Source organism: Streptomyces ferrugineus, assembly GCF_015160855.1.
GTDB lineage: Bacteria > Actinomycetota > Actinomycetes > Streptomycetales > Streptomycetaceae > Streptomyces > Streptomyces ferrugineus.
This window is the reverse complement of record NZ_CP063373.1, coordinates 3,082,199-3,103,714: the sequence shown is the minus strand read 5'-3', so window position 1 is coordinate 3,103,714 and position 21,516 is coordinate 3,082,199. Positions and strand designations below refer to the sequence as shown.

The following is a 21,516-nucleotide window of genomic DNA, read 5'->3' as shown; positions in this document are numbered from 1 at the left end:
TCACGGCACTCACCGTGACCGCCGCCGTCGTCGAACCGGCCGCGCCGCGCGTCAGCGATCCGCGTCCAGCGGTTCGAGATCGTCGTCCAGGTCTGTGCCGAGCTCGTCCTCGAGGTCGTCGGCGTCGTCGTCCGCGTCCCCTTCGACGTCCTCGATTTCCTCGATGTCCTCGATGTCCTCGTCGTCCAGCTCGTCGTCGAACACCGTGCTGACGTCGAAGCGGCACACCACCCGCTGCGGGTCGACCCCCTCGAAGGGCGCCTCCAGCCATTCACCGGGGTCGGCCTGGTCGTCCGCCGCGGTCACCCAGAGCGTGGAGTCGCCCTCCTCCAGGCCGAACTCCTTGTGCCGGGAGGCGATCTCGTCCGGCTCGAACTCGCCGAACAGGAGGCCGAGCGCCCCGTGCACCGTGCCGGAGGCGTTCGCGTCCGCGCCGTCGTCGTAGTCCGCCGCCTCGACCCGCTGGGCCTGCGCCAGCAGCCGCTGCGGCTCCGCCACCGCGTAGTCGCGGCGGATCAGCACGCTCAGCGCGTTCGGTTCCTCGGGGCCCGTGTACGGCGGCAGCGCGTCCTCCGCACCGGGGATCTCGAAGGGGGTGACCTCGTCGTAACGGTCGTAGAGCAGCTCGTCGTAGGCCTCGGCGGCCGCGGCCAGCTCGTTGAACGCCTCGTAGACGGCCGGGTCGTCCTCACCCGACCGGCCTTCGACCGCGGCCAGATGGCGGTCGAGCGCGGTCTTGACCGCCTCGGCGGCGGCGCGTACCTCGGCAGCGGTGGGCTGCACAGCATCAGACATAGTGCAGACGCTATCCGTACCGGGCCCCAGCCCGCACAATAGATGCGATGCCGGAATACGAATTTGTCGACGTGTACGTACCGCGCGGGGTCTCCCGCAAGGACGCCACACGCCTGCTGACGGACCATGCCGAGTACGGACACTGGGAATTGGACCGCCTGAGCCTGCTGCGCGACGGCAGCCGCAGGGTGCGGCTGCGCCGCAGGATCATCCGCCAGGTGCGGGCCACGTGGTGAGCTGAGGCGACGGACAGGAAGATGCGGAGTGGGCCCCGCCGCGGCGGGGCCCACTCCGTTCCGTACCGGAAGCCGCGCCCGCGTCTACTGCGAGGGCCGTGCCTTGCGGTACAGCACGGCACCCGCCAGCAGCGCCCCCGCGCCGACCGGCAGCACGAGGCCCATCGGCAGGTCACTGCCGGTCCGGGCGAGCTGTGCCTCGCCCTCGGGCTGGGTGACGAAGTGGGTGCCCGGGTGGTTCGCGTGCGAGGCGCCGCCGCCCGGTGTCACGCCGCCCATGCCGGGCGGCGTGCTCGGGGATCCGGGGTTGGCGGGCTCGACGGGGTTCTCCGGGCTGCCGGGGTTTCCAGGGTTGCCGGGGTTCTCAGGGGTACCGGGATGGCCCGGCTCCCCCGGGCTGCCGGGGTTCCCGGGGTTGCCCGGCTCCCCCGGCGGGGTCTCCTGGCCGCCGCCCGGCGGGGTGTGGCCCCCGCCGTCGCCGCCGTTGGCGCAGTCGTTGCCCGTGCTGCGGTTGCCGATGCCGATGACGTCGACGCTGTTGCCGCAGACGTTGACCGGCACATGCACCGGCGCCTCGACGTGGTTGCCGGAGCCGATGCCGGGCGAGTCACTGGCGTGACCGTCGGACGACGCGCCGCCCCCGCCGTGGGAGCCGCCGCCCTGATTGGTGCAGCTGTTGCCGATCGCCGGGTTGAGCACCCCGACGACGTTGACGGTGTTGCCGCAGACGTTGACCGGCACGTGTACCGGCGCCTGCACCGTGTTGCCCGACAGCACGCCGGGCGAGTTCGAACTGGAGCCGTCCGCTCCCGCGCCGGTCGCGTGGGCCGTGCCGCCCGCGGCGGCGATGACTCCGGTCGCGGCCGCCACGGTCATCAGGCCCTTGCGGGTGACCTGTCGCATTGCTGATTACCTGCCTTCGACCTTGTTCCGAAAGGACGACGTCGGATATTCGACCGACGTTCCGAAAAGGCCGGTCGGCCCCGGAGCGCATGGCACGCGCTCCGGGGCCGACGGGCTCAGCCCCTTGGTCATGGGGCGAGGCACAACGTCACTTGTTGATGCAGGTGTTGCCGAAGGCGGGGTTCAGCAGACCGACCACGGAGACCGTGTTGCCGCAGACGTTCACGGGGACGTGAATCGGCGCCTGAACGACGTTGCCGGACAGGATGCCCGGGGAGTGCACCGCGGCACCCTGGGCACCGGAGTCGGCAACGGCCAGGCCCGCGCCCGCGAGAACCAGCCCACCGGTGGCAGCCGCAGCAGCGACGACCTTCTTGATCATTGTTCCTCCTTGTTGGCAATGCGATCACAAGTAGCTGATCGCATCACCTGTAACGAGGAGGAACTAATAGGGCTACGACCCTATGAGCGCGTTCACCCTCCCCAGCCACGCCCAGTACAACTGGACGATTACAGGAGGGTCGTTTGAGTAGGCCGGTTCAGGACGCGTCGATGAAACGGTCGAGCACCCGCACGCCGAATCGCAGCCCGTCCACCGGTACCCGCTCGTCGACGCCGTGGAACATTCCGGCGAAGTCCAGCTCCGGCGGCAGCTTCAGCGGGGCGAAGCCGAATCCCCGGATGCCCAGGTCGTCGAAGGACTTGGCGTCCGTGCCGCCGGAGAGCATGTAGGGGACGGCCTTCGCGGCCGGGTCCTCGGCGACCAGCGCGGACTGCATGGCGTCCACCAGCGCCCCGTCGAAGCTGGTCTCGACGGCCTTGTCGGCGTGCACGTCCTCGCGCCTGACCTTGGGCCCGAGGATCTTGTCGAGGTCGGCGAGGAACTCCTCCTCGAACCCGGGCAGGAACCGGCCGTCGACATGGGCGGTGGCCTCGCCCGGGATGACGTTGACCTTGTAGCCGGCGCCGAGCTGGGTGGGGTTGGCCGTGTTGCTGAGGGTCGCGCCGATCAGCTTGGCGATGCCGCCGAGCCTGGCGAGGGTGCCCTCCATGTTCTCCGGGTCCAGCTCGGTGCCGAGGGCGTCGCCGAGTTCGTCGAGGAAGGCCCGGGTGGTCTTGGTGACCCGTACCGGGAACCTGTGCCGGCCGAGCCGCGCGACCGCCTCCGACAGCTCGGTGATCGCGTTGTCCCGGTGGATCATCGACCCGTGGCCCGCCGTACCGGCCACGGTCAGCTTCATCCAGTGCATGCCCTTCTCGGCCGTCTGGATCAGATAGAGCCGCCGCTGCTCGCTCACGGTGAACGAGAACCCGCCCACCTCGCTGATCGCCTCGGTGACGCCCTCGAAGAGTTCGGGGTGCTTGTCGACGAGGAACCGGGCGCCGAACTTGCCGCCGGCCTCCTCGTCGGCGAGGAACGCGAGCACGATGTCGCGCGGGGGCCTGCGGCCGCTGCGCAGCCGGTCGCGTACGACCGCCAGGGTCATCGCGTCCATGTCCTTCATGTCGACGGCCCCGCGCCCCCACACGCACCCGTCCGCGACCTCGCCGGAGAAGGGGTGGTGGGTCCAGTCGTCGGCGTTGGCCGGTACGACGTCGGTGTGGCCGTGGATGAGCAGCGCCGGCCTGGAGGGGTCCTCGCCCTCGATGCGGGCCACCGTGGAGGCGCGCCCGGGGTGCGACTCGAAGATCCGCGGTTCGAGGCCCACCTCGGCGAGCTTCTCGGCGACGTACTCGGCCGCCGCCCGCTCGCCGGGACCCGAGTGGTCTCCGTAGTTGCTGGTGTCGATCTGGATCAGCTCGCGGCAGAGGTCCACGACCTCGTCCTCGCCGGTGACGCCCCTGGCCGTGTCCGTCTCGCTCACGCTGCTTCCCTCCGCGCGGTCGATGCTGGTGTGCCCCCTCATCCTCCCCCCGACCACGGTCCGGCCCAAGAGCGGCCACGAGCCGTCACACGCCGTTCACGTCGCGACGGGGGGTGATCGGGGCCCCTCGAAAGCCTGGTAATGTTTTCTCTGTCGCCGCGGGGAAACCCCGCACGACAGACACCTTGTCCGGGTGGCGGAATGGCAGACGCGCTAGCTTGAGGTGCTAGTGCCCTTTATCGGGCGTGGGGGTTCAAGTCCCCCCTCGGACACCAGCTGAAACCCCTGTCAACCAGGGGTTTCTTGCTTTTCCGGGGTCGCCGGGGGCCTGCTGCGGCCGTCGGCCGCGAGCAGGGCGATCACCGCCAGTGCCGCCAGCAGGATGATCACCAGCACCAGGACCGTCGCGGGCGTGGGGTTGTTCCACAGTGCGAACAGCACGGTGATCAGCAGCAGGACGCCGGCCGTGAGCGCGCCCCGGTGGGCCGCCGTCCACGTCCCGGCCGGTCCGGTGGTGATGCCGCGGGAGCCGGCCCACCGGGCGGTGGCGTCGGCGCCCCGCTCGGCCCGGCCGCGCACGGCGCGCGGCAGGCGCCCGGGGCCGACGAGGTAGGCGCCGAGGGCGACGACCACGCCGAGCACGATCACGGTGCGCAGTGTGACCCGCAGGAAGCGCAGCAGGGTGTCGAAGACCGCGGCCGCCGCCGGCTCGGACAGGACGGTCCGCGGCAGGTGGTCGAGGTAGTAGCGGCGGGCGACGACCAGCCCGATGGCGACGATCAGACAGCCGAGGGCCGCGCCCAGGGCCGCCTTCGCCAGTGCGCGGCGGCGTCGGTGGGCCAGCGCGACGCCCGCCGCGCCGAGCAGCACGGTGATCACCGGCATCCAGTAGCCCGCCAGGTCCAGCGCGTGCGCCGCGTCCTGGAACTGGTCGAGTTCGTCGGACTTGAACAGGACCACCCGCTTCTCGACGTCCGGGATCCTGGACGCCGGCCGCAGACCGGCGTCCACCAGATCCTGTCGGACCCCCTCCACGGCGGTTCCGACGTCGAGGGTCACCGTGCCCTCCTCGACGTCGATCGCCCCGCGTCCCTTGCCGGTCAGGGCGTGCACCACGGCCGAGTGGGCGGTGCGGTTGGCCGTGGTCCACAGCTGCTCGAAGCGGTCGCTCTCGACGAAGCGGGTCGCCACCCGGTCCGCGGCGGCGTGCGCGGCCGCGTCCAGCTGGGGGGCGAGCGCCTTGACCGCCGCGGCGGCGCGGGGCGGCAGGCCCTGCGACTGGAGCCAGGCCGCGATGTCGGCGGTCACCTGCTCGCCGTTGACGCGCACGTCCACCGCGTCGACGAGCCGGTCGTGCACGGCGTCCTCGATGGCGGGGTCGGAGGCGAGCGGCTCCATGGTCCTGACGTAGCGGTCGGTGTCGAGGGCGATGTCGTGCACCCACACCGTGATCACGGTGACCGGGACCAGGACGCAGGCGAGGACGATCAGAACCGCCGACGCGGTACGGCGCAGGACCCTGCCCGTACGACCGCCCTGTAGTGGGTTCGGCATCCGTCCTCCGGCATCGGAACACCGCCCGCGGCCACCCGCGGTTCGAGTCCATTCCCGCCGAACCCAGGGGCTCCGGCACCTCGGAATGGGCCATCCGGACGCTGTGTCCACCGCCCCGTCACACACTGTGTGGGGTAAGTCTCGTCCAGAGAAGATCACCAGGTCAGCGCCCGTCTGCCGGGCTCCACAAGCCCTGGACAGCCGTCCCAAGTGGCCGAACCACGGCCCCGAACCTAGCGTCGTACTAAAATTTCCGGCTTGTTACGGAGCTGGAGCCGGACAACCCCAGGCAGACCTGCGGGCCCGCCAGCGCCCCGGAGGCATCCGGGATCGAGACGCGAGGACCGGATGGCAGCGATCCACGAGAGCGATGCTCTCGGCCTGCTCGACGAAGAGATCCGCGAGAAGTTCGGCGACAGGGCACGTTTCTCCGGAGGTCCGGCGGCCTCCCCCCGCACGCTGGTCGACATCTTCGACGCGTCGGTGCGGTCCTACCCGGACGAGCCGGCGCTGGACGACGGCACGAGCAGCCTGACCTACCGGGCGCTGGCCGTCGAGGTGGAGCGGCTGCGGCGGGCGCTCGCCGCGGCCGGGGTCGGGCGCGGCGACCGGGTCGGCGTGCGGGTGCCGTCCGGCACCAATGACCTGTACATCGCGATCCTGGCCGTGCTCGCGGCCGGTGCCGCCTATGTCCCCGTGGACGCCGAGGACCCGGACGAGCGGGCCGAGCTGGTGTTCGGGGAGGCGGACGTACGGGCCGTCGTCGGGGCCGGGCACGAGCTGACCGTGTACTCGCGCGGTGACGTCGCCGCCGCGCGCCCGGGCGTCGAGCACGACGCCTGGATCATCTTCACCTCCGGGTCGACGGGCAGGCCGAAGGGCGTCGCCGTCTCGCACCGCAGCGCCGCCGCGTTCGTGGACGCCGAGGCCGCGCTGTTCCTCACCGAGGAGCCGATCGGGCCCGGGGACCGGGTGATGGCGGGTCTTTCGGTGGCGTTCGACGCGTCCTGCGAGGAGATGTGGCTGGCCTGGCGGTACGGCGCCTGTCTGGTGCCGGTGCCGCGCTCGCAGGTCAGGAGCGGCGCCGATCTCGGGCCGTGGCTGGTCGAGCAGGAGATCACGGTCGTGTCGACCGTGCCCACGCTGGCCGCGCTCTGGGAGCCGGAGACCCTCAATGACGTACGGCTGCTGATCTTCGGCGGTGAGGCCTGCCCGCCCGAGCTGGCGCAGCGGCTGGTGACCGAGGGGCGCGAGGTCTGGAACACGTACGGGCCGACCGAGGCGACCGTCGTGGCGTGTGCGTCGCTGATGAGCGGCGAGGAGCCGATCCGGATCGGGCTGCCGCTGAACGGCTGGGAGCTGGCCGTCGTCGACGAGGCCGGGGAGCCGGTGCCGATGGGGGCGAGCGGGCAGTTGGTGATCGGCGGGGTGGGTCTCGCCCGGTATCTCGACGCCGAGAAGGACGCGGAGAAGTACGCGCCGCTCCAGTCGCTGGGCTGGGAGCGGGCGTACCGCAGTGGTGACCTCGTCAAGGCGGAGCCGGAGGGTCTTGTCTTCCTCGGGCGGGCCGACGAGCAGATCAAGCTCGGCGGGCGGCGGATCGAGCTCGGTGAGGTGGATGCCGCGTTGCAGGCGCTGCCCGGCGTGGCCGGTGCGGCCGCCGCGGTGCGGACCGCTCGCAGCGGCAACCAGCTCCTCGTCGGGTACGTCGTCACCCAGGACGGCTGGGACCAGGCGGTGGCGGTGGAGAAGCTGCGGGCGGAGCTGCCCGCCGCGCTGGTGCCGCTGCTGGCGCCGGTCGACGATCTGCCGACCCGTACGAGCGGCAAGGTGGACCGCGCGGCCCTGCCCTGGCCCCTGGAGGGCGTCGAGACGGGTGGGCGTGCCGAGCAGTTGTACGGCACCGAGGCCTGGCTCGCCGAGCAGTGGACCGAGGTGCTGGGCATCCCGGTCACGGGAGCCAGCGACGACTTCTTCGCGATCGGCGGCGGCAGCCTCGCCGCGGCGCAGCTGACGACGCGGCTGCGGACCCGGTATCCGAGCGCGGCCGTGCTGGACATCTATCAGCAGCCGGTGCTGCGCAAGCTGGCCCGGCGGCTTGAGGAGTCCGCGCAGGACGACGGGGCGGAGCGTGTCGTCACGCCGGTGCCCCGGCGGGCGCAGCTTGTCCAGCTGCTGCTTCTCGCTCCGCTGTTCACGCTGCTCGGTCTGCGCTGGACGGTCGTGCTGGCCGCGCTCGGGAATCTGCTGCCCGCCTACGGGTGGCTGCCGACGGCGCCCTGGTGGCTGCTCGCGGTCGGGGCCGTGGTGCTGTTCAGCCCGCCGGGGCGGCTCGCGCTGGCCGCCGGGGGTGCGCGGCTGCTGCTCGGGGGCGTGAAGCCCGGCCGCTACCCGCGCGGTGGCGGCGTCCATCTGCGGCTGTGGACCGCCGAGCGGCTGGCCGAGTTCACCGGGGCGACCTCGCTGACCGGGGCCTGGCTGGAGCGGTACGCGCGGGCGCTGGGCGCCAAGGTCGGGCCCGAGGCCGACCTGCACTCGTTGCCGCCGGTCACCGGGCTGCTCAAGCTGGGGCGCGGGGCGGCGGTCGAGTCCGAGGTCGATCTGTCCGGGTACTGGCTGGACGGGGACCGGCTCGAGATCGGCACCGTGAAGGTGGGCGCGCATGCCGTCGTCGGCACGCGCAGCATGCTCTTCCCGGGTGCCCGGGTGGGCAAGCGGGCCGAGGTGGCGCCGGGTTCGGCGGTCACCGGGCAGGTTCCCACCGGTCAGCGGTGGGCGGGCGCGCCCGCCGTGAAGCTGGGCAAGGCCAAGCGCAACTGGCCCAAGGAGCGGCCGCGGCGGGGCACGTACTGGCGGGTGATGTACGGCCTGACGGGCTTCGCGCTGAGTGCGCTGCCGGTGCTGGCGGGCGCCGCCGCGTTCCTCGTGGCCCTGGTGTTCTTCACGCCGGACGCGCCACTGACGGGCGCCGCGCTGGCCCTCGTGCCGGCGACGCTCACCTTCGGGGCGGCGTACGCGCTGCTGATCCTGATCGCCGTACGGCTGCTGAGCCTGGGCCTGCGGGAGGGCACCCATCCCACGCACAGCCGGGTCGGCTGGCAGGCCTGGACCGTCACCCAGCTGATGGACCGCTCGCGCGACACCCTGTTCCCGCTGTACGCCGGGCTGGTCACGCCGGTGTGGCTGCGGCTGCTCGGGATGCGCGTCGGGCGCGGCGCCGAGGTGTCGACGGTGCTGGCGCTGCCGAGCCTGACCACGGTCGGCGAGGGCGCGTTCCTGGCCGACGACACGCTGACCGCGCCGTACGAGCTCGGCGGTGGCTGGATGCGGATCGGGCGGGCTCAGATCGGGCGGCGGGCCTTCCTCGGGAACTCGGGGATGACCGCGCCGGGGCGTTCGGTGCCGGACGGCGGGCTGGTCGGGGTGCTGTCGGCGACGCCGAAGAAGGCCAAGAAGGGCACCTCGTACCTGGGGCTGCCGCCGGTGAAGCTGCCGCGCGCCGCGGCCGACGGCGACCAGAGCCGGACGTACGAGCCGCCGGCCCGGCTGCTGTGGGCGCGCGGTCTGGTGGAGCTGTGCCGGATCGTGCCGGTGTTCTGCTCGGCGGGGCTCGCGGTACTGACGATCGCCGCGCTGTGTGCGCTGGGGGTCTGGGCGCCGCTGCTGTCGGGTCTTGTGCTGCTCGCGGCGGGTGCCGCCGCCGGGCTGGTGTCGATCGTGGCGAAGTGGCTGCTGGTGGGGCGGCATCACAGCGGTGAGCATCCGCTGTGGTCCTCCTTCGTGTGGCGCAACGAGCTGGCCGACACCTTCGTCGAGGTGCTCGCGGTGCCGTGGTTGGCCGGTTCGGTGCCGGGTACGCCGGTGATGACGGCGTGGCTTCGAGGGCTCGGCGCGCGCATCGGCAAGGGTGTGTGGGTCGAGAGCTACTGGCTGCCGGAGACGGATCTGGTGACCCTTCAGGACGCGGCCACGGTGAACCGGGGCTGTGTGCTCCAGACGCACCTCTTCCACGACCGGATCTTGCGGACGGATACTGTGGTCCTCCGTGAGGGCGCGACGCTGGGTCCTGGCGGGATCGTCCTGCCCGGCAGCGCGATCGGGGCCCGTACGACGCTGGGTCCCGCGTCGCTCGTCATGGCGGCGGAGTCGGTCCCCGACGACACCCGTTGGCTCGGCAATCCGATCGAGGCATGGCGTCCCTGAGCGCGGCCCACTCGGGGCCGGAGGCGGTGGGCCGGCACTTCAGTGGCAGCGGTAAGGCGCAGGGAGCACAGACAGCGGTGGCAGTTCAGCAGGCGGCGGGCGCGGACCCGTACTTCCCGGAGCACGGCGACCCCCGGTACCGGGTGCACCGGTACGAGCTGGCGCTGGACTACCGCCCGGGCCCGAACCGGCTGTCGGGGACGGCCCGCATCAACGCCATCGCGGGGCGGGCGCCGCTGACCGAGTTCGTGCTGAACCTGGCGGGCTTCCGGATCGGGCGGGTCCGGGTCGACGGCCGGCAGCCGCACTACACGCACCGCGGCGGCAGGCTGCGCGTCCGCCCGGCCAAGCCGGTCCGCGCCGGGGCGGCCTTCACGGTGGAGGTGCACTGGTCGGGCAACCCCAAGCCGGTGAACAGCCCCTGGGGCGGGCTCGGTTGGGAGGAACTGGAGGACGGGGCGCTGGTGGCGAGCCAGCCGATCGGGGCGCCGTCGTGGTACCCGTGCAACGACCGGCCGGCCGACAAGGCGTCGTACCAGATCTCGGTCACCACCCCGTCGGCGTACGCGGTGGTGGCGGGCGGGCGCCTGCTGACCCGGACGACCAAGGCGTCGACGACGACCTGGGTGTACGAGCAGTCGGCGCCGACGTCCAGCTATCTGGTCGGCCTGTCGATCGGCAAGTACCAGGCGGTGCTGCTGGGCGACCCGGGCCTGGGCGGGGTGCCGCAGCACGGGCACATCCCGGCACATCTGCTGCCGGAGTTCTCCCGGGACTTCGCGCGCCAGCCGCAGATGATGGAGGTCTTCCAGGAGCTGTTCGGGCCGTACCCGTTCGACGAGTACGCGGTCGTGGTGACCGAGGAGGAGCTCGATGTGCCCGTCGAGGCACAGGGGCTGTCGCTGTTCGGCGCCAACCACGTGGACGGGGCGCGGGGTTCGGAGCGGCTGGTGGCGCACGAGCTGGCGCACCAGTGGTTCGGCAACAGCGTGTCGATCGCGGACTGGCGGCACATCTGGCTGAACGAGGGGTTCGCGAAGTACGCGGAGTGGCTGTGGTCGGAGCGCTCGGGCGGCCGTACCGCACAGCAACTCGCCGCCGCCGCACACCGGTTGCTGGCGTCGCAGCCGCAGGATCTGCGGCTGGGGGATCCGGGCCGCAAGTCGATGTTCGACGACCGGCTCTACGAACGCGGCGGCCTCGTCCTGCACGCGGTGCGCTGCGCGCTGGGCGACATCGCCTTCTTCCGCATGCTGCGCGGCTGGGCCCAGCTGCACCGGGGCGGGTCGGTGACGACGGCCGCCTTCGCCGCACACGTGGCCCGCTTCGCCACCGAGCCGGTGGACGAGCTGCTCCAGGCGTGGGTACACGGCACGGCACTGCCACCGCTGCCGGGGGCGCGGACGCGGGCGGCGGGCTAGCACAATGGCCGCCATGACGACGCGTTCCTGCCCGTGCGGGCTGCCCGAGTCGTACGACGGGTGCTGCGGGCGCTATCACGCCGGTGCCTGCGCCGCGCCCACCGCCGAGGCGTTGATGCGGTCGCGGTACAGCGCGTTCGTGATGGGCGAGGTGGGGTATCTGCTGCGTACCTGGCATCCGCGGACGCGGCCGGCGCGGCTGGAGCTCGATCCGGGGATGCGGTGGACCGGGCTGGAGATCCTGGGGACGACGGACGGTTCGGCGTTCCACGCCACGGGGACGGTGACGTTCCGGGCGTCCTTCCGGGGCGGGTCGCTGCATGAGCGGAGCCGGTTCGAGCGGGTCGACGGGGCCTGGGTGTATGTCGACGGGGAGTTTCTGAGCTAGCGGGGGAGCTACGGCGCCAGGATGTCCAGTTCCTGAAGCGCCCCGACCGTGATCTCGCGGGTCAGGTGCTCCGCCCGTACCGCGTCGCCGGCGCGGACCGCCTCGGCGACCTGGACGTGCAGGGTGACCGCCGCCGGGTCGGGGTCCTCGAACATGACCTCGTGGTGGGTGCGGCCCGCGAGGACCTCGGCGACCACGTCGCCCAGGCGCGCGAACATCTCGTTGCCGGAGGCGTTGAGGATGACGCGGTGGAAGGCGATGTCGTGGACGAGGTAGCCCTCCAGCTGGTGGCCGCGTGAGTGGGCGACCATCCCCAGGGCGCACTCGGTGAGTTCGGCGCACTGGTCGGCGGTGGCGTGCTTCGCCGCCAGGCCGGCGGCCACCGGTTCGATCGCCGAGCGCAGGACCGTGAGCGAGCGCAGCTGCCCGGGACGGTCGGCGCCGGCCAGGCGCCAGCGGATGACCTGGGGGTCGTAGACGTTCCACTCGGCCTTCGGACGGACCGTCACGCCCACCCGGCGACGGGACTCCACCAGGTGCATGGACTCCAGGACGCGGACCGCCTCGCGCATCACCGAGCGGGACACGTCGAAGCGCTGCGCCAGTTCGTCGGTGCGCAGCACGCTGCCGGGCGGGTACTCGCCGGCGGTGATCGCGGGGCCGAGGGTTTCCAGTACATGGCCGTGCAGACCCCGGCCCGGAGTGGTCATGTACTCAGCGTACGCGGTGGATCACGATCTCAAAAAGTCAGACTTATAAGTCACGGACTCTTGAATTCGTCGTACCTAATGGGTTTCAGTGTCGTCGACATCACGTGTCGACGACAGACAGCAGACAGTGAGGCAGCGATGAGTACCCCCCATGTCGTCGTGGTCATGGGCGTAGCGGGCACCGGAAAGACCACCATCGGTCCCCTGCTCGCGGCCCGGCTCGGCGTCCCCTACGCCGAGGGCGACGACTTCCACCCGCCGGCCAACATCGCCAAGATGTCGGCCGGCACCCCGCTCGACGACGACGACAGGTGGCCCTGGCTGGACGCCATCGGCACCTGGGCGCACGGACGGGCCGGGCTGGGCGGGGTGGTCAGCTGCTCGGCGCTGAAGCGGTCGTACCGTGACCGGCTGCGGGCCGCCGCGCCGGGCCTGGTGTTCGTGCACCTCGCGGGGGACCGCGCGGTCATCGAGGACCGGATGTCGCACCGGCAGGGGCATTTCATGCCGACCGCGCTGCTCGACTCCCAGTTCGCCACGCTCCAGCCGCTCCAGGCGGACGAGGCCGGAGTCGTCGTGGACGTGTCGGGCAGCCCCGAGGAGATCGCCGAACGGGCCATGTCGGCCCTGACGACGCTCCCCGAGCCGACCGCTTGACCCCACCCCTCTCCCCGTCCTCCCCGTACCTGCAAGGGAACCCCGTGACCAGACTCAGCGTCGAGATGCTGGCAGCGGACACCGTCGAGCCCATCACCTCGGCCGGCCACGCCCAACTGGGCATCGCCGTCCTGGCGGGCATCGCCGTCATCGTGCTGCTCATCACCCAGTTCAAGCTCCACGCCTTTTTGTCGCTGACCCTCGGCTCGCTGGCGCTCGGCGCCATCGCCGGGGCGCCGCTCGACAAGGTCATCACCAGCTTCACCACCGGGCTCGGCTCCACGGTCGCCGGTGTGGGCGTGCTGATCGCGCTCGGCGCGATCCTCGGCAAGATGCTCGCCGACTCCGGCGGCGCCGACCAGATCGTCGACACCATCCTCGCCAGGGCCGGCGGCCGTTCGATGCCGTGGGCGATGGTGCTGATCGCCTCGGTGATCGGCCTGCCGCTGTTCTTCGAGGTCGGCGTCGTGCTGCTGATCCCGGTCGTGCTGATGGTCGCCAAGCGCGGCAACTACTCGCTGATGCGCATCGGCATACCCGCCCTCGCCGGCCTGTCCGTGATGCACGGCCTGGTTCCGCCGCACCCCGGCCCGCTCGTCGCGATCGACGCGGTGGACGCCAACCTCGGGGTCACGCTGGCGCTCGGCGTCCTAGTCGCCATACCGACCGTGATCATCGCCGGCCCGGTGTTCTCCCGGTACGCGGCCCGCTGGGTGGACGTCCCGGCTCCCGAACGCATGATCCCACAGCGCGCGTCCGAGGACCTGGACAGGCGTCCCGGCTTCGGCGCGACGCTGGCCACCATCCTCCTGCCCGTCGCCCTGATGCTCTCCAAGGCGCTGGTCGACATCGTGATCGACGACCCCGAGAACACCGTCCAGCGGGTCTTCGACGTCGTCGGCTCCCCGCTGATCGCCCTGCTCGCCTCCGTCCTCGTCGGCATCTTCACCCTGCTCAGGCCCGCCGGGTTCGGCAAGCGGCGCATCTCGCCGCTGGTCGAGAAGAGCCTCGCGCCCATCGCGGGCATCCTGCTGATCGTCGGCGCGGGCGGCGGCTTCAAGCAGACGCTGATCGACACGGGCGTGGGCCAGATGGTCCTCGACATCTCCGAGGACTGGTCGATCCCGGCGCTGCTGCTGGCCTGGCTGATCGCGGTGGCGATCCGGCTGGCGACGGGTTCGGCGACGGTGGCCACGGTCTCCGCGGCCGGTCTGGTCGCCCCGCTCGCGGCCGACATGTCGACGACCCACGCGGCCCTGCTCGTCCTGGCCATCGGCGCCGGCTCGCTGTTCTTCAGCCATGTCAACGACGCGGGGTTCTGGATGGTGAAGGAGTACTTCGGCCTGAGCGTCGGCCAGACCATCAAGACCTGGTCCGTCATGGAGACGATCATCTCGGTGGTCGCCGGTGGTGTGGTCCTGCTGCTCTCGCTGATCATTTAGCGCTACGACACCTTCAGGGATACGACGATGACGGCTCACCCCCTCTTCGACATCGGCGGCCGCACCGCCCTGGTCACCGGCTCCAGCCGGGGCATCGGCCTGGCGCTCGCCCGCGGCCTGGCCGAGGCCGGCTGCACGGTGGTCCTCAACGGGCGCGACCGCGAACGCCTCGCCAAGGCCGCCGGGGAACTGCCCGGCGACGTCCACACGGCCGTGTTCGACGTCACCGACGGCCACTCGGTGGCCGCCGGGATCGCGGACGTCGAGGAGCGGGTGGGCCCGCTCGACATCCTGGTCAACAACGCGGGGATGCAACTGCGCGCACCCCTGCTGGAGTTCGCCGACGCGGACTGGCACCGCATCCTGGACACCAACCTCACCAGCGCGTTCCTGGTCGGCCGGGAGGCCGCCCGGCGGATGACGGAACGCGGCCACGGGAAGATCGTCAACATCTGCTCGCTGCAGAGCGAGGTGGTCCGCCCGGGCATCGCGCCCTACGCCGCCACCAAGGGCGCGCTGAAGATGCTCACCAAGGGCATGTGCGCCGACTGGGGCCCGTACGGCGTCCAGGTCAACGGCCTCGGCCCCGGCTACATCGAGACCGAGCTGACCGAGCCCCTGGTCCGGGACGAGGAGTTCAGCGCGTGGGTGCGCCGCCGCACCCCGGCCGGCCGCTGGGGCCGTACCGAGGACCTGGTGGGCGGGCTGCTGTTCCTCGCCTCGCCGGCCGCGGACTTCGTCGGCGGACAGGTGCTGTATGTCGACGGCGGCATGACCAGCGTGCTGTGAAGGAGGCCTCGGACATGCTCGGTTGTGTGATCCACGGTCAGGGCGACCTGCGGGTCGAGGAACTGCCGGCGCCGCAGCCCGGCCCCGGACAGGCGCTGGTGGCCGTGCGCTACGGCGGGGTCTGCGGCTCCGATCTGCACTACTGGCGGCACGGCGGGGTCGGCGACTTCCGGCTGCGGGAGCCGATGCTGCTCGGGCACGAGGTCGTCGGGACGGTCGTGGCGTACGGCGACGGGGCCTCGGGTCCCCTCGCCGGTACGGCCGTCGCCGTGCACCCCGCCACCCCCTGCGACGGCTGCCCGGAGTGCGCGGACGGGCGGCGCCATGTGTGCCGGGACACCCGCTATCTCGGCAGTGCGGCGCGGTTTCCACACGTGCAGGGCGGGTTCGCGGCCCGAGTGGCGGTGCCGGCCAGGCAGTTGCGGCCGCTCCCGGACGGCCTCGGCCTGCGGCGGGCGGCGCTCGCCGAGCCGCTGTCCGTGGCACTGCACGCGGTGCGCCGGGCCGGGGCGGTGGCGGGCAGGCACGTCCTGGTCACCGGTGCCGGGCCCATCGGCTGTCTGGTCGTCGCGGCGGTGCGGGCCGCGGGAGCCGCGCGGGTGACGGTGACGGACCTGCTGCCGACGGCCCTCGGGTACGCGCGGATCGCCGGCGCCGACACCGTCGTACGGGCGGATCATCCGGACGACGCCGGGTGGCCCTCGGAGGTGGACGTGGCGATCGAGGCGTCGGGGGTGGCGGCCGGCCTTGACAGCTGTCTGCGGCTGGTGCGGCGCGGCGGCGTCGTGGTGCAGCTCGGGATGCTGCCGCCGGGGCACAGTCCGTTCGCGGGCAACCTCGTGGTGAGCCGGGAGATCGAGCTGCGCGGGGCGTTCCGCTTCGACGCCGAGTTCGACGCGGCGCTGGAACTGCTCGCCGCCGAGCCGTCGTTCGACGGGCTGGTCAGCGCGGTGCTGCCGGTGCGGGAGGCCGAGTCGGCGTTCGCGCTGGCGGCCGACCGGAGCCGGTCGTGCAAGGTGCTGCTGGACTTCGGAGGCTGAACGTCCGCCGTGCCGAGTGTCGCAACTCGCATCGGCGATCACCCGGAGCGGCTTCCCCAGGGACGTGTTCGGCCCGATGATGAGGTGACCCCGGAGGCTGTCACAGCCCGGGGGCACGAACAACGGGGGGCGTCATGGCGGTTTCCCTCGGGATGCGTATCTCGGGGCTGTTCGTCGTAGGGGCGGTGGCGGTGGCCACCGTGGCCTTCACCGGTGACGGGGGTGGTCCGGCGGACGGCAGGGGCCGCGGCGACACCACCGTGACCGCCGGCCCCACAACCGGTCCCCCCGGCCTCCCCTCCGGCCTGCCGAGCGGCGTCGCCCCTCCGGTACGGCCACAGCCCGACGGGCACATCGGCGCACCCGCCCTCACGGGCACGCCGAGCGCCGCCGAGGGCCGCGGCACGACGAGCGCGCCCGCGAGCCCCTCCCCCAGCCCCTCCGTGACCCACAAGCTCCTCGAAGTCCCCGAGTGGCTCCCGCCCGGCCCCGACTCACCGGACGCCGACAGCACCCCCGACCCGGCGAGCGTGTACGACCTGCTGCGCGACCCCGCCGAGTGCCGGAGCGCGCTGAACGTCATCCCCCGGACGCCGGCCGACGGCGACTGGGCGCTGCTGCGCGGCCTGGCCACCGCCTGTCTGGCCGTACAGGGCGAGGGCGGCGGCTGGGAGGAGGCGGCCCGAGAGCATGCCGCGGCGGCGGACCGGGCCGGCTCCTGCAAGGGGCGTGCCGCGTACGACGTGCTGGGCGGGCTGCTCGACTTCCACCGGCGGCATCCCGGCGCCACCGTGCGGCTGAAGCCCTCGACGAGCGGTGCCCCGGCGTGCGGCTACCGGATCGCCGGGGTGGACACGGGCGGCGACGGTGCGGCCGAGCCCGGTGAGGTGATCGGGATCGAGCTGACGGACGTCCACTTCGACCCTGCCGAGCTGCTGCGGGGCGCGGCCGTGAGCATCGGTGGGCTGCAGGTGCCCGGGGTGCCCGTGCTGCGGCCGGAGCCGGGCGGCACGGTGGTGCTGTCCGTGGCCGTACCGGCACTGGAGCCGGGCCCCGCCGACGTCGCCGTACGGTACGCCGGCACCGAGGTGCGGCTGCCCGGCGCCTTCACGGTCGCGGCCGCCGACGTGGTCCCTGACCCGAGCACGGGGACCCCCGGCGCCGCGGAATCGCCACCGCAGCCGGAACCCGTCACCCTCGCCGTGTCAGTGTCGCCACAACCGATGCTCCCGCTCGGCCCACTCACGGCTGACCATCCCGGTGCGCATGCCCCGGCGGGCCTCCGGATCGCCCAGGGCCATGCCGATGTGGCCGGCGAGGACGATGCCGATGGTGAGGGCCAGCCAGTCGTGGACGAAGGTCGCGCTGGTGCGCCACTGGAGAGGCGTGAGATGGGTGAACCACATGATGAGGCCGGTGCCGAGCATCACCAGCGTGGCGCCGGCGATCCAGGCCGCGTAGATCTTCTGCCCGGCGTTGAACTTGCCCGCGGGTCGGGATGAGCGCCGCTTGTCGCGGTGCAGGGCGGCACGCAGCCAGACGCGGTCGTGCGGGCCGAAGCGGTTGAGGAAGCCGAGGTCGGCGCGGAACAGCCGGGAGGCCAGGCCGGCCAGGACGGGCACGGGCAGGGCCAGTCCGGCCCATTCGTGGACGCGGACGACCAACTCGCGGCGGCCGACGAGTTCGGCGAGCTGCGGGACGTAGAGACAGGCCGCCGTCACCACGCACACGCCCATCAGCGTGGCCGTCGTGCGGTGCACCCAGCGGGTGGTCGGGCCGAAGCGGCGGACGCCGGTGGTCGGGCCGGGGGTGTCGACTCGTAGGCTCATCGTCAACTCGTGGGCTTGTCGTCGCGTCCGTTGGAGCGGCCGACCCAGGCGTCGACGTCGTAGCCCCGCTCCTCCCAGTAGCCCGGCTGCACGTCCTCGGTGACGGTGATGCCGGAGAGCCACTTGGCCGACTTGTAGAAGTACATGGGGGCCACATAGAGGCGGACCGGGCCGCCGTGGGAGTGGCCCAGGTCCTTGTCCTGCATCCGCAGGGCGACCAGGACGTCCGCGCGGCGGGCCTGGTCGAGGGTGAGGCTCTCGCTGTACGCGCCGTCGAAGCAGGTGAAGCGCACCGCGCCGGCGCCCTCGCGCACCCCCGCGGCGTCGAGCAGTTCGGACAGGCGGACCCCCTCGAACGGCGTGCTGGGCACCCGCCACCCGGTGACGCACTGGACGTCGCGCACGATCCGGGTCTGCGGCAGGGCGCGCAGGTCGGCCAGCGTGTAGGTCCTGGGGCTGTCCACCAGGCCGTCGATCTTGAGGCGGTAGGTGGCGGCGTTCTTGCGGGGGACGGAGGAGACCACCGAGTAGTAGCGGAAGCCGCCACCGTTGGGCAGCAGCTCGGTCAGGCCGGTGGGGTCCTTGTCGGAGGCGCTCGCGAGGAACGACTCCAGTCCGCGTTGCAGGGTGGGCGCGGTGACCACGCCGAGGGCGCCCAGGCCGAGGGTGCCGAGCAGGACACGGCGGCCGATCGGCTTGCCCTTCTCCTCGCCGCGACCTTCGCCCTCGTTCTCGGGTTCTTCGGGGTTCACCCGCTCATTCGAACACCCGCGACCCCGGGCGGACCAGGGATCGCGGGTGCTCGTCAGGGTTCCGTAATCACTTCTTGCGCGGCTCTCATGAGCGGTCCCGCGCTACGACTGATCCGCCGCCGCCTTCTCCAGCTGGAACGCCTCGTTGCCGAGCCCGATGCGGGCGTGCCGCTCGGGGGCGCGGGAGCGCAGCAGCAGGCCCTGGACCAGGCCGACGACCAGGGCGAGGGCGATGACGGCGGGCAGCGCCCAGCTCAGGGACGAGTCGGGGCCCGCGCCGATCAGCACGTCGAAGTCCTTGACGGTGTAGACGACGATGAAGACCAGCGCGACGACCGAGAGCCCGGAGGCGGCCAGCCGCCAGAACTGGGTGGCCGCGGCCCCGCGGCGGACGAAGAAGGCGATGACCGAGATCGACGCGGCGGCCATCAGCGCGGCGACGCCCAGCGCGCCGAGGCTGCCCATCCAGGTGAACAGGTGCAGGACCGGTGCGGTCGGGTCGCCGGTCGGCTTGTCGTCGGCGAGCGCGAAGGCGGCGACGACGACGAGGGCGACCACGGTCTGCAGCAGCGATCCGGTGCCGGGGGCGCCGCTGGCGCCGCTGGTGCGGCCGAAGGCGGACGGCAGCAGTCCCTCGCGGCCCATGGCGAAGGCGTAGCGCGCGACGACGTTGTGGAAGCTGAGCATCGCCGCGAACATGCCGGTCACGAACAGCACGTGCAGGACGTCGGTGAAGGTCTCGCCGAGCAGGTCGGTGGTGAGGAAGAACAGCAGGCCCGCGCTCTGCTTCTCGGCGGTGCCGACGATGGCCGACGGCCCGGCGGCGACGGTGTACGCCCAGCAGGTGATCGTGTAGAACACCGCGATGCCGCCGATGGCCAGGAACATCACCCGGGGCACCAGGACGTGCGGGCGGCTGGTCTCCTCGGCGTAGACGGGGGCCTGCTCGAAGCCGAGGAACGCGGCGACGGAGAAGCACAGCGCGGTGCCGAAGCCGGCGCCGGTGAGCGTGTCCGGGTTGAAGGCGTGCAGGGACAGGCCCTCCGGGCCGGGGCTGCCGAGGGCGGCCACGTCGAAGATGACGACGAGGATCACCTCGATGAGCAGCAGCACCCCGAGCACACGCGCGTTGAGGTCGATCTTCAGCCAGCCGAGCGCGCCGACCACGAGGGCGGCGAGCATGGCCGGTATCCACCAGGCGACGTCCATCTCCAGGTAGGTGGCGAACAGTCCGGAGACCTCGAAGCCGAAGATGCCGTAGATGCCGACCTGGAGGGAGTTGTAGGCGACGAGCGCGACCATCGCGGCGCCGGCGCCGGCCGTGCCGCCGAGGCCGCGGGAGATGTAGGCGTAGAAGGCGCCGGCGTTGTGCACGTGCCGGCTCATCTCGGCGTACCCGACGCTGAAGAGGGCGAGGACCAGGCCGAGGATCACGAAGAGCAGCGGCTGGCCGAGGATGCCCATCACCCCGAAGGTCGTGGGCATGACACCCGCGACGACCATGAGGGGCGCGGTGGCGGCGAGCACGGACAGCAGCAGGCCCGTGGTGCCCAGCCGGTCGGCGCGCAGGGCGCGGTCCTGCCCCTTGAACGTACTGATGCCGCCGCCGTCCGCGGTGGCTCTGCTGGTGCTGGAACTGCCCGTGGTCATCGGGGACCGTCCTTGGGTCGACTGCGGTTGGGGGGCGTTACGCCGTGCCGAGCGCGGTGTCGCGTGCGGCGCGGAAGGCGGGGTACGGGTCGCGGTCCGGGTACGACCACGGGGACGGGGTGGCGTGTTCGCCGATGCGGTGGAACAGGGCGGCGGCCTCGGCGCCGCGGCCTTCGCAGACCTTGGCGTGGGCGAGGAAGTTCAGGTCGATCAGGCGGCGCGGATGGCCCTCCTGCTCCCACTCCAGCCACCAGTCGAAGGCGGCCCGCATCACCTGCCGGGCCCGGCGGCCGGTCCAGTGCCCGGAGGCGGTGGCGTCCCGGGGTTCGTGGCCCGCCGCCGCGAGGACGCGGTAGCGCTCGGCGTGGGCGACGACCGGGAGGATGGCCAGCGGGGAGTCGGCGGGGGCCCGCTCGGCGGCCGCGTTGGCGAAGTCGTACACCTCGTGCAGCGGGTCGACACCGGTGCCGGACCGGTGCTCGGCGAGCCGGGCGGCCATCAGATGGTGGGCGTGGTGGTGGTCGGGGTAGCGGGCGCGGACCTCGGCGAACAGGCGGCGCACCTCGGGTTCGGCGCCCAGGGCGCACTCCAGCATGAGCAGGCCGAGCCAGGGGGTGGGGTCGGCGGGTGCGAGCTCGGCGGCGGCGTGGCAGGACTCGCGGGCGCGGACCGGTTTCTCCTTGCCGCGTAAGGCCCGCCGGACCTGGGCGAGGGCGAGCAGGACGGCGGCGTCGGCGGAGTCGGGCTCGGCGAGCAGCCAGTCACGGGTCCAGGGGGCGCAGTGCGGCTCCTGGGCGAGGACGGTGACGCGGTGCCCCCGGCGGTCCCAGTCGTCGCCGGTGCGGGCGAGCAGCGAGCGGGCGGTCTGCCAGCGGCCCTGGGCCAGAGCGGCGCGGGCGGCGGCGAGCTCGGCGTCGTCGAGGGCCTCGTCGAAGGCGTGGGCGGCGCGCTTGCGACCACGGCCGAGGGGTGGCGGAGGTGGGGACACCGTTTTGGGTCCTGTTGTGAGCACATTGTGGACAGTCATCGAACGATCACTCGCAGCAAACCCTCAGCCAAGGGTTCGCGTCAAGGGCCGTCGAGTCGTTACACGCGTCAAGTCCCGTTACCGATGGGGCAGTTGTGACATACGGGCTGTCCGCAATGCCGGATTTATTCGGACTGTGTGGCGTACGTCATGGCATCCTCGTCCTGCGCCCCGCAGGATTGCAGGACGCGCACGCCGGGCTCGGGGCCGCTACAGTCGGCCCTTACGCATCCCGTCCGCCCGGCAGGATTCGAG

20 protein-coding genes and 1 tRNA gene are annotated in these 21,516 nt (G+C 72.4%); 9 read left to right on the top strand and 12 right to left on the bottom strand.

Annotated features, from left to right (window positions below; all coding sequences use genetic code 11):
* Window positions 1-51 precede the first annotated feature (51 nt).
* Window positions 52-795, bottom strand: coding sequence for a hypothetical protein (locus IM697_RS14190; RefSeq protein ID WP_194048046.1), 744 nt, complete (start codon window positions 793-795; stop codon window positions 52-54).
* 47 nt (window positions 796-842) lie between these two features.
* Here IM697_RS14190 and IM697_RS14185 point away from each other — a divergent pair, with 47 nt between their 5' ends.
* On the top strand, window positions 843-1,031 hold the full coding sequence (locus IM697_RS14185; RefSeq protein WP_005485166.1) for a DUF5703 family protein: 189 nt from the start codon (window positions 843-845) through the stop codon (window positions 1,029-1,031).
* An 84-nt stretch (window positions 1,032-1,115) separates the two neighbouring features.
* Here the strand turns inward: IM697_RS14185 and IM697_RS45690 are convergent, their stop codons facing one another.
* The 3 genes from IM697_RS45690 to IM697_RS14170 form a co-directional block, all read right to left on the bottom strand.
* Window positions 1,116-1,934: a chaplin gene (locus IM697_RS45690; protein ID WP_228044662.1), complete on the bottom strand. Its 819-nt coding sequence runs from the start codon at window positions 1,932-1,934 to the stop codon at window positions 1,116-1,118.
* A 148-nt stretch (window positions 1,935-2,082) separates the two neighbouring features.
* Window positions 2,083-2,316 carry a chaplin ChpH gene (gene chpH / locus IM697_RS14175; RefSeq protein ID WP_194048045.1) on the bottom strand — a complete coding sequence of 78 codons (234 nt, stop codon included), beginning with the start codon at window positions 2,314-2,316 and terminating at the stop codon, window positions 2,083-2,085.
* Window positions 2,317-2,473: 157 nt separating this feature from the next.
* Window positions 2,474-3,799: a M20/M25/M40 family metallo-hydrolase gene (locus tag IM697_RS14170; RefSeq protein WP_194048044.1), complete on the bottom strand. Its 1,326-nt coding sequence runs from the start codon at window positions 3,797-3,799 to the stop codon at window positions 2,474-2,476.
* Between the two features lie 187 nt (window positions 3,800-3,986).
* Here IM697_RS14170 and IM697_RS14165 point away from each other — a divergent pair.
* A tRNA-Leu gene (locus tag IM697_RS14165) sits at window positions 3,987-4,074 on the top strand.
* A gap of 13 nt (window positions 4,075-4,087) precedes the next feature.
* On the opposite strand, the gene IM697_RS14160 is transcribed toward IM697_RS14165, so the two are convergent.
* Window positions 4,088-5,353, bottom strand: coding sequence for a hypothetical protein (locus IM697_RS14160; RefSeq protein WP_194048043.1), 1,266 nt, complete (start codon window positions 5,351-5,353; stop codon window positions 4,088-4,090).
* A 348-nt stretch (window positions 5,354-5,701) separates the two neighbouring features.
* Here IM697_RS14160 and IM697_RS14155 point away from each other — a divergent pair, with 348 nt between their 5' ends.
* The 3 genes from IM697_RS14155 to IM697_RS14145 all read left to right on the top strand — a co-directional run bounded on the left by IM697_RS14155 (window position 5,702) and on the right by IM697_RS14145 (window position 11,365).
* On the top strand, window positions 5,702-9,556 hold the full coding sequence (locus IM697_RS14155) for a Pls/PosA family non-ribosomal peptide synthetase (RefSeq protein WP_194048042.1): 3,855 nt from the start codon (window positions 5,702-5,704) through the stop codon (window positions 9,554-9,556).
* Window positions 9,557-9,633: 77 nt separating this feature from the next.
* Entirely contained in the window at window positions 9,634-10,977 is a 1,344-nt protein-coding gene (locus IM697_RS14150; RefSeq protein WP_194048041.1) for a M1 family metallopeptidase, read from the top strand.
* A 13-nt stretch (window positions 10,978-10,990) separates the two neighbouring features.
* Window positions 10,991-11,365, top strand: coding sequence for a YchJ family protein (locus IM697_RS14145; protein ID WP_194048040.1), 375 nt, complete (start codon window positions 10,991-10,993; stop codon window positions 11,363-11,365).
* 8 nt (window positions 11,366-11,373) lie between these two features.
* Here the strand turns inward: IM697_RS14145 and IM697_RS14140 are convergent, their stop codons facing one another.
* Entirely contained in the window at window positions 11,374-12,075 is a 702-nt protein-coding gene (locus IM697_RS14140) for a FadR/GntR family transcriptional regulator (protein ID WP_194048039.1), read from the bottom strand.
* A gap of 138 nt (window positions 12,076-12,213) precedes the next feature.
* On the opposite strand from IM697_RS14140, the gene IM697_RS14135 reads away from it, so the two are divergent.
* From IM697_RS14135 to IM697_RS14120, 4 genes are read left to right on the top strand one after another with little or no spacing between them, the layout of a single operon-like run.
* The gene (locus IM697_RS14135) at window positions 12,214-12,732 is read left to right on the top strand and encodes a gluconokinase (RefSeq protein ID WP_194048038.1); all 519 of its coding nucleotides are present in this window, start codon (window positions 12,214-12,216) and stop codon (window positions 12,730-12,732) included.
* 44 nt (window positions 12,733-12,776) lie between these two features.
* Entirely contained in the window at window positions 12,777-14,174 is a 1,398-nt protein-coding gene (locus tag IM697_RS14130) for a GntP family permease (protein WP_194048037.1), read from the top strand.
* Between the two features lie 27 nt (window positions 14,175-14,201).
* Window positions 14,202-14,963 (top strand): SDR family oxidoreductase, encoded by a 762-nt coding sequence (locus tag IM697_RS14125; protein ID WP_194048036.1) that lies wholly within the window; start codon window positions 14,202-14,204, stop codon window positions 14,961-14,963.
* Between the two features lie 14 nt (window positions 14,964-14,977).
* Complete coding sequence (locus IM697_RS14120; protein ID WP_194048035.1) at window positions 14,978-16,003, top strand: L-idonate 5-dehydrogenase; 1,026 nt, start codon at window positions 14,978-14,980, stop codon at window positions 16,001-16,003.
* Between the two features lie 494 nt (window positions 16,004-16,497).
* On the opposite strand, the gene IM697_RS14115 is transcribed toward IM697_RS14120, so the two are convergent.
* The 6 genes from IM697_RS14115 to IM697_RS14090 all read right to left on the bottom strand — a co-directional run bounded on the left by IM697_RS14115 (window position 16,498) and on the right by IM697_RS14090 (window position 21,222).
* Window positions 16,498-16,782 (bottom strand): hypothetical protein, encoded by a 285-nt coding sequence (locus IM697_RS14115; RefSeq protein WP_194048034.1) that lies wholly within the window; start codon window positions 16,780-16,782, stop codon window positions 16,498-16,500.
* A gap of 53 nt (window positions 16,783-16,835) precedes the next feature.
* Window positions 16,836-17,150, bottom strand: coding sequence for a hypothetical protein (locus tag IM697_RS14110; RefSeq protein ID WP_194048033.1), 315 nt, complete (start codon window positions 17,148-17,150; stop codon window positions 16,836-16,838).
* Between the two features lie 58 nt (window positions 17,151-17,208).
* A complete protein-coding gene (locus IM697_RS14105) occupies window positions 17,209-17,832 on the bottom strand; it encodes a cytochrome b/b6 domain-containing protein (RefSeq protein ID WP_194048032.1) in 624 nt (207 codons plus the stop codon).
* A gap of 2 nt (window positions 17,833-17,834) precedes the next feature.
* On the bottom strand, window positions 17,835-18,584 hold the full coding sequence (locus IM697_RS14100) for a molybdopterin-dependent oxidoreductase (protein ID WP_194048031.1): 750 nt from the start codon (window positions 18,582-18,584) through the stop codon (window positions 17,835-17,837).
* A 102-nt stretch (window positions 18,585-18,686) separates the two neighbouring features.
* Window positions 18,687-20,234 (bottom strand): APC family permease, encoded by a 1,548-nt coding sequence (locus IM697_RS14095; RefSeq protein WP_194048030.1) that lies wholly within the window; start codon window positions 20,232-20,234, stop codon window positions 18,687-18,689.
* Between the two features lie 37 nt (window positions 20,235-20,271).
* Window positions 20,272-21,222 carry a hypothetical protein gene (locus IM697_RS14090; protein WP_194048029.1) on the bottom strand — a complete coding sequence of 317 codons (951 nt, stop codon included), beginning with the start codon at window positions 21,220-21,222 and terminating at the stop codon, window positions 20,272-20,274.
* Window positions 21,223-21,516: the final 294 nt, after the last annotated feature.

Excerpts from the sequence above, each read along its gene's own strand:
- IM697_RS14190 (WP_194048046.1), bottom strand. The coding sequence starts at position 795 with ATGTCTGATGCTGTGCAGCCCACCGCTGCCGAGGTACGCGCCGCCGCC.
- IM697_RS14185 (WP_005485166.1), top strand. The coding sequence starts at position 843 with ATGCCGGAATACGAATTTGTCGACGTGTACGTACCGCGCGGGGTCTCC.
- IM697_RS45690 (WP_228044662.1), bottom strand. The coding sequence starts at position 1,934 with ATGCGACAGGTCACCCGCAAGGGCCTGATGACCGTGGCGGCCGCGACC.
- chpH (WP_194048045.1), bottom strand. The coding sequence starts at position 2,316 with ATGATCAAGAAGGTCGTCGCTGCTGCGGCTGCCACCGGTGGGCTGGTT.
- IM697_RS14160 (WP_194048043.1), bottom strand. The coding sequence starts at position 5,353 with ATGCCGAACCCACTACAGGGCGGTCGTACGGGCAGGGTCCTGCGCCGT.
- IM697_RS14155 (WP_194048042.1), top strand. The coding sequence starts at position 5,702 with ATGGCAGCGATCCACGAGAGCGATGCTCTCGGCCTGCTCGACGAAGAG.
- IM697_RS14145 (WP_194048040.1), top strand. The coding sequence starts at position 10,991 with ATGACGACGCGTTCCTGCCCGTGCGGGCTGCCCGAGTCGTACGACGGG.
- IM697_RS14140 (WP_194048039.1), bottom strand. The coding sequence starts at position 12,075 with ATGACCACTCCGGGCCGGGGTCTGCACGGCCATGTACTGGAAACCCTC.
- IM697_RS14135 (WP_194048038.1), top strand. The coding sequence starts at position 12,214 with ATGAGTACCCCCCATGTCGTCGTGGTCATGGGCGTAGCGGGCACCGGA.
- IM697_RS14125 (WP_194048036.1), top strand. The coding sequence starts at position 14,202 with ATGACGGCTCACCCCCTCTTCGACATCGGCGGCCGCACCGCCCTGGTC.
- IM697_RS14120 (WP_194048035.1), top strand. The coding sequence starts at position 14,978 with ATGCTCGGTTGTGTGATCCACGGTCAGGGCGACCTGCGGGTCGAGGAA.
- IM697_RS14115 (WP_194048034.1), bottom strand. The coding sequence starts at position 16,782 with ATGCCGCCGGTGGAAGTCGAGCAGCCCGCCCAGCACGTCGTACGCGGC.
- IM697_RS14105 (WP_194048032.1), bottom strand. The coding sequence starts at position 17,832 with ATGAGCCTACGAGTCGACACCCCCGGCCCGACCACCGGCGTCCGCCGC.
- IM697_RS14095 (WP_194048030.1), bottom strand. The coding sequence starts at position 20,234 with ATGACCACGGGCAGTTCCAGCACCAGCAGAGCCACCGCGGACGGCGGC.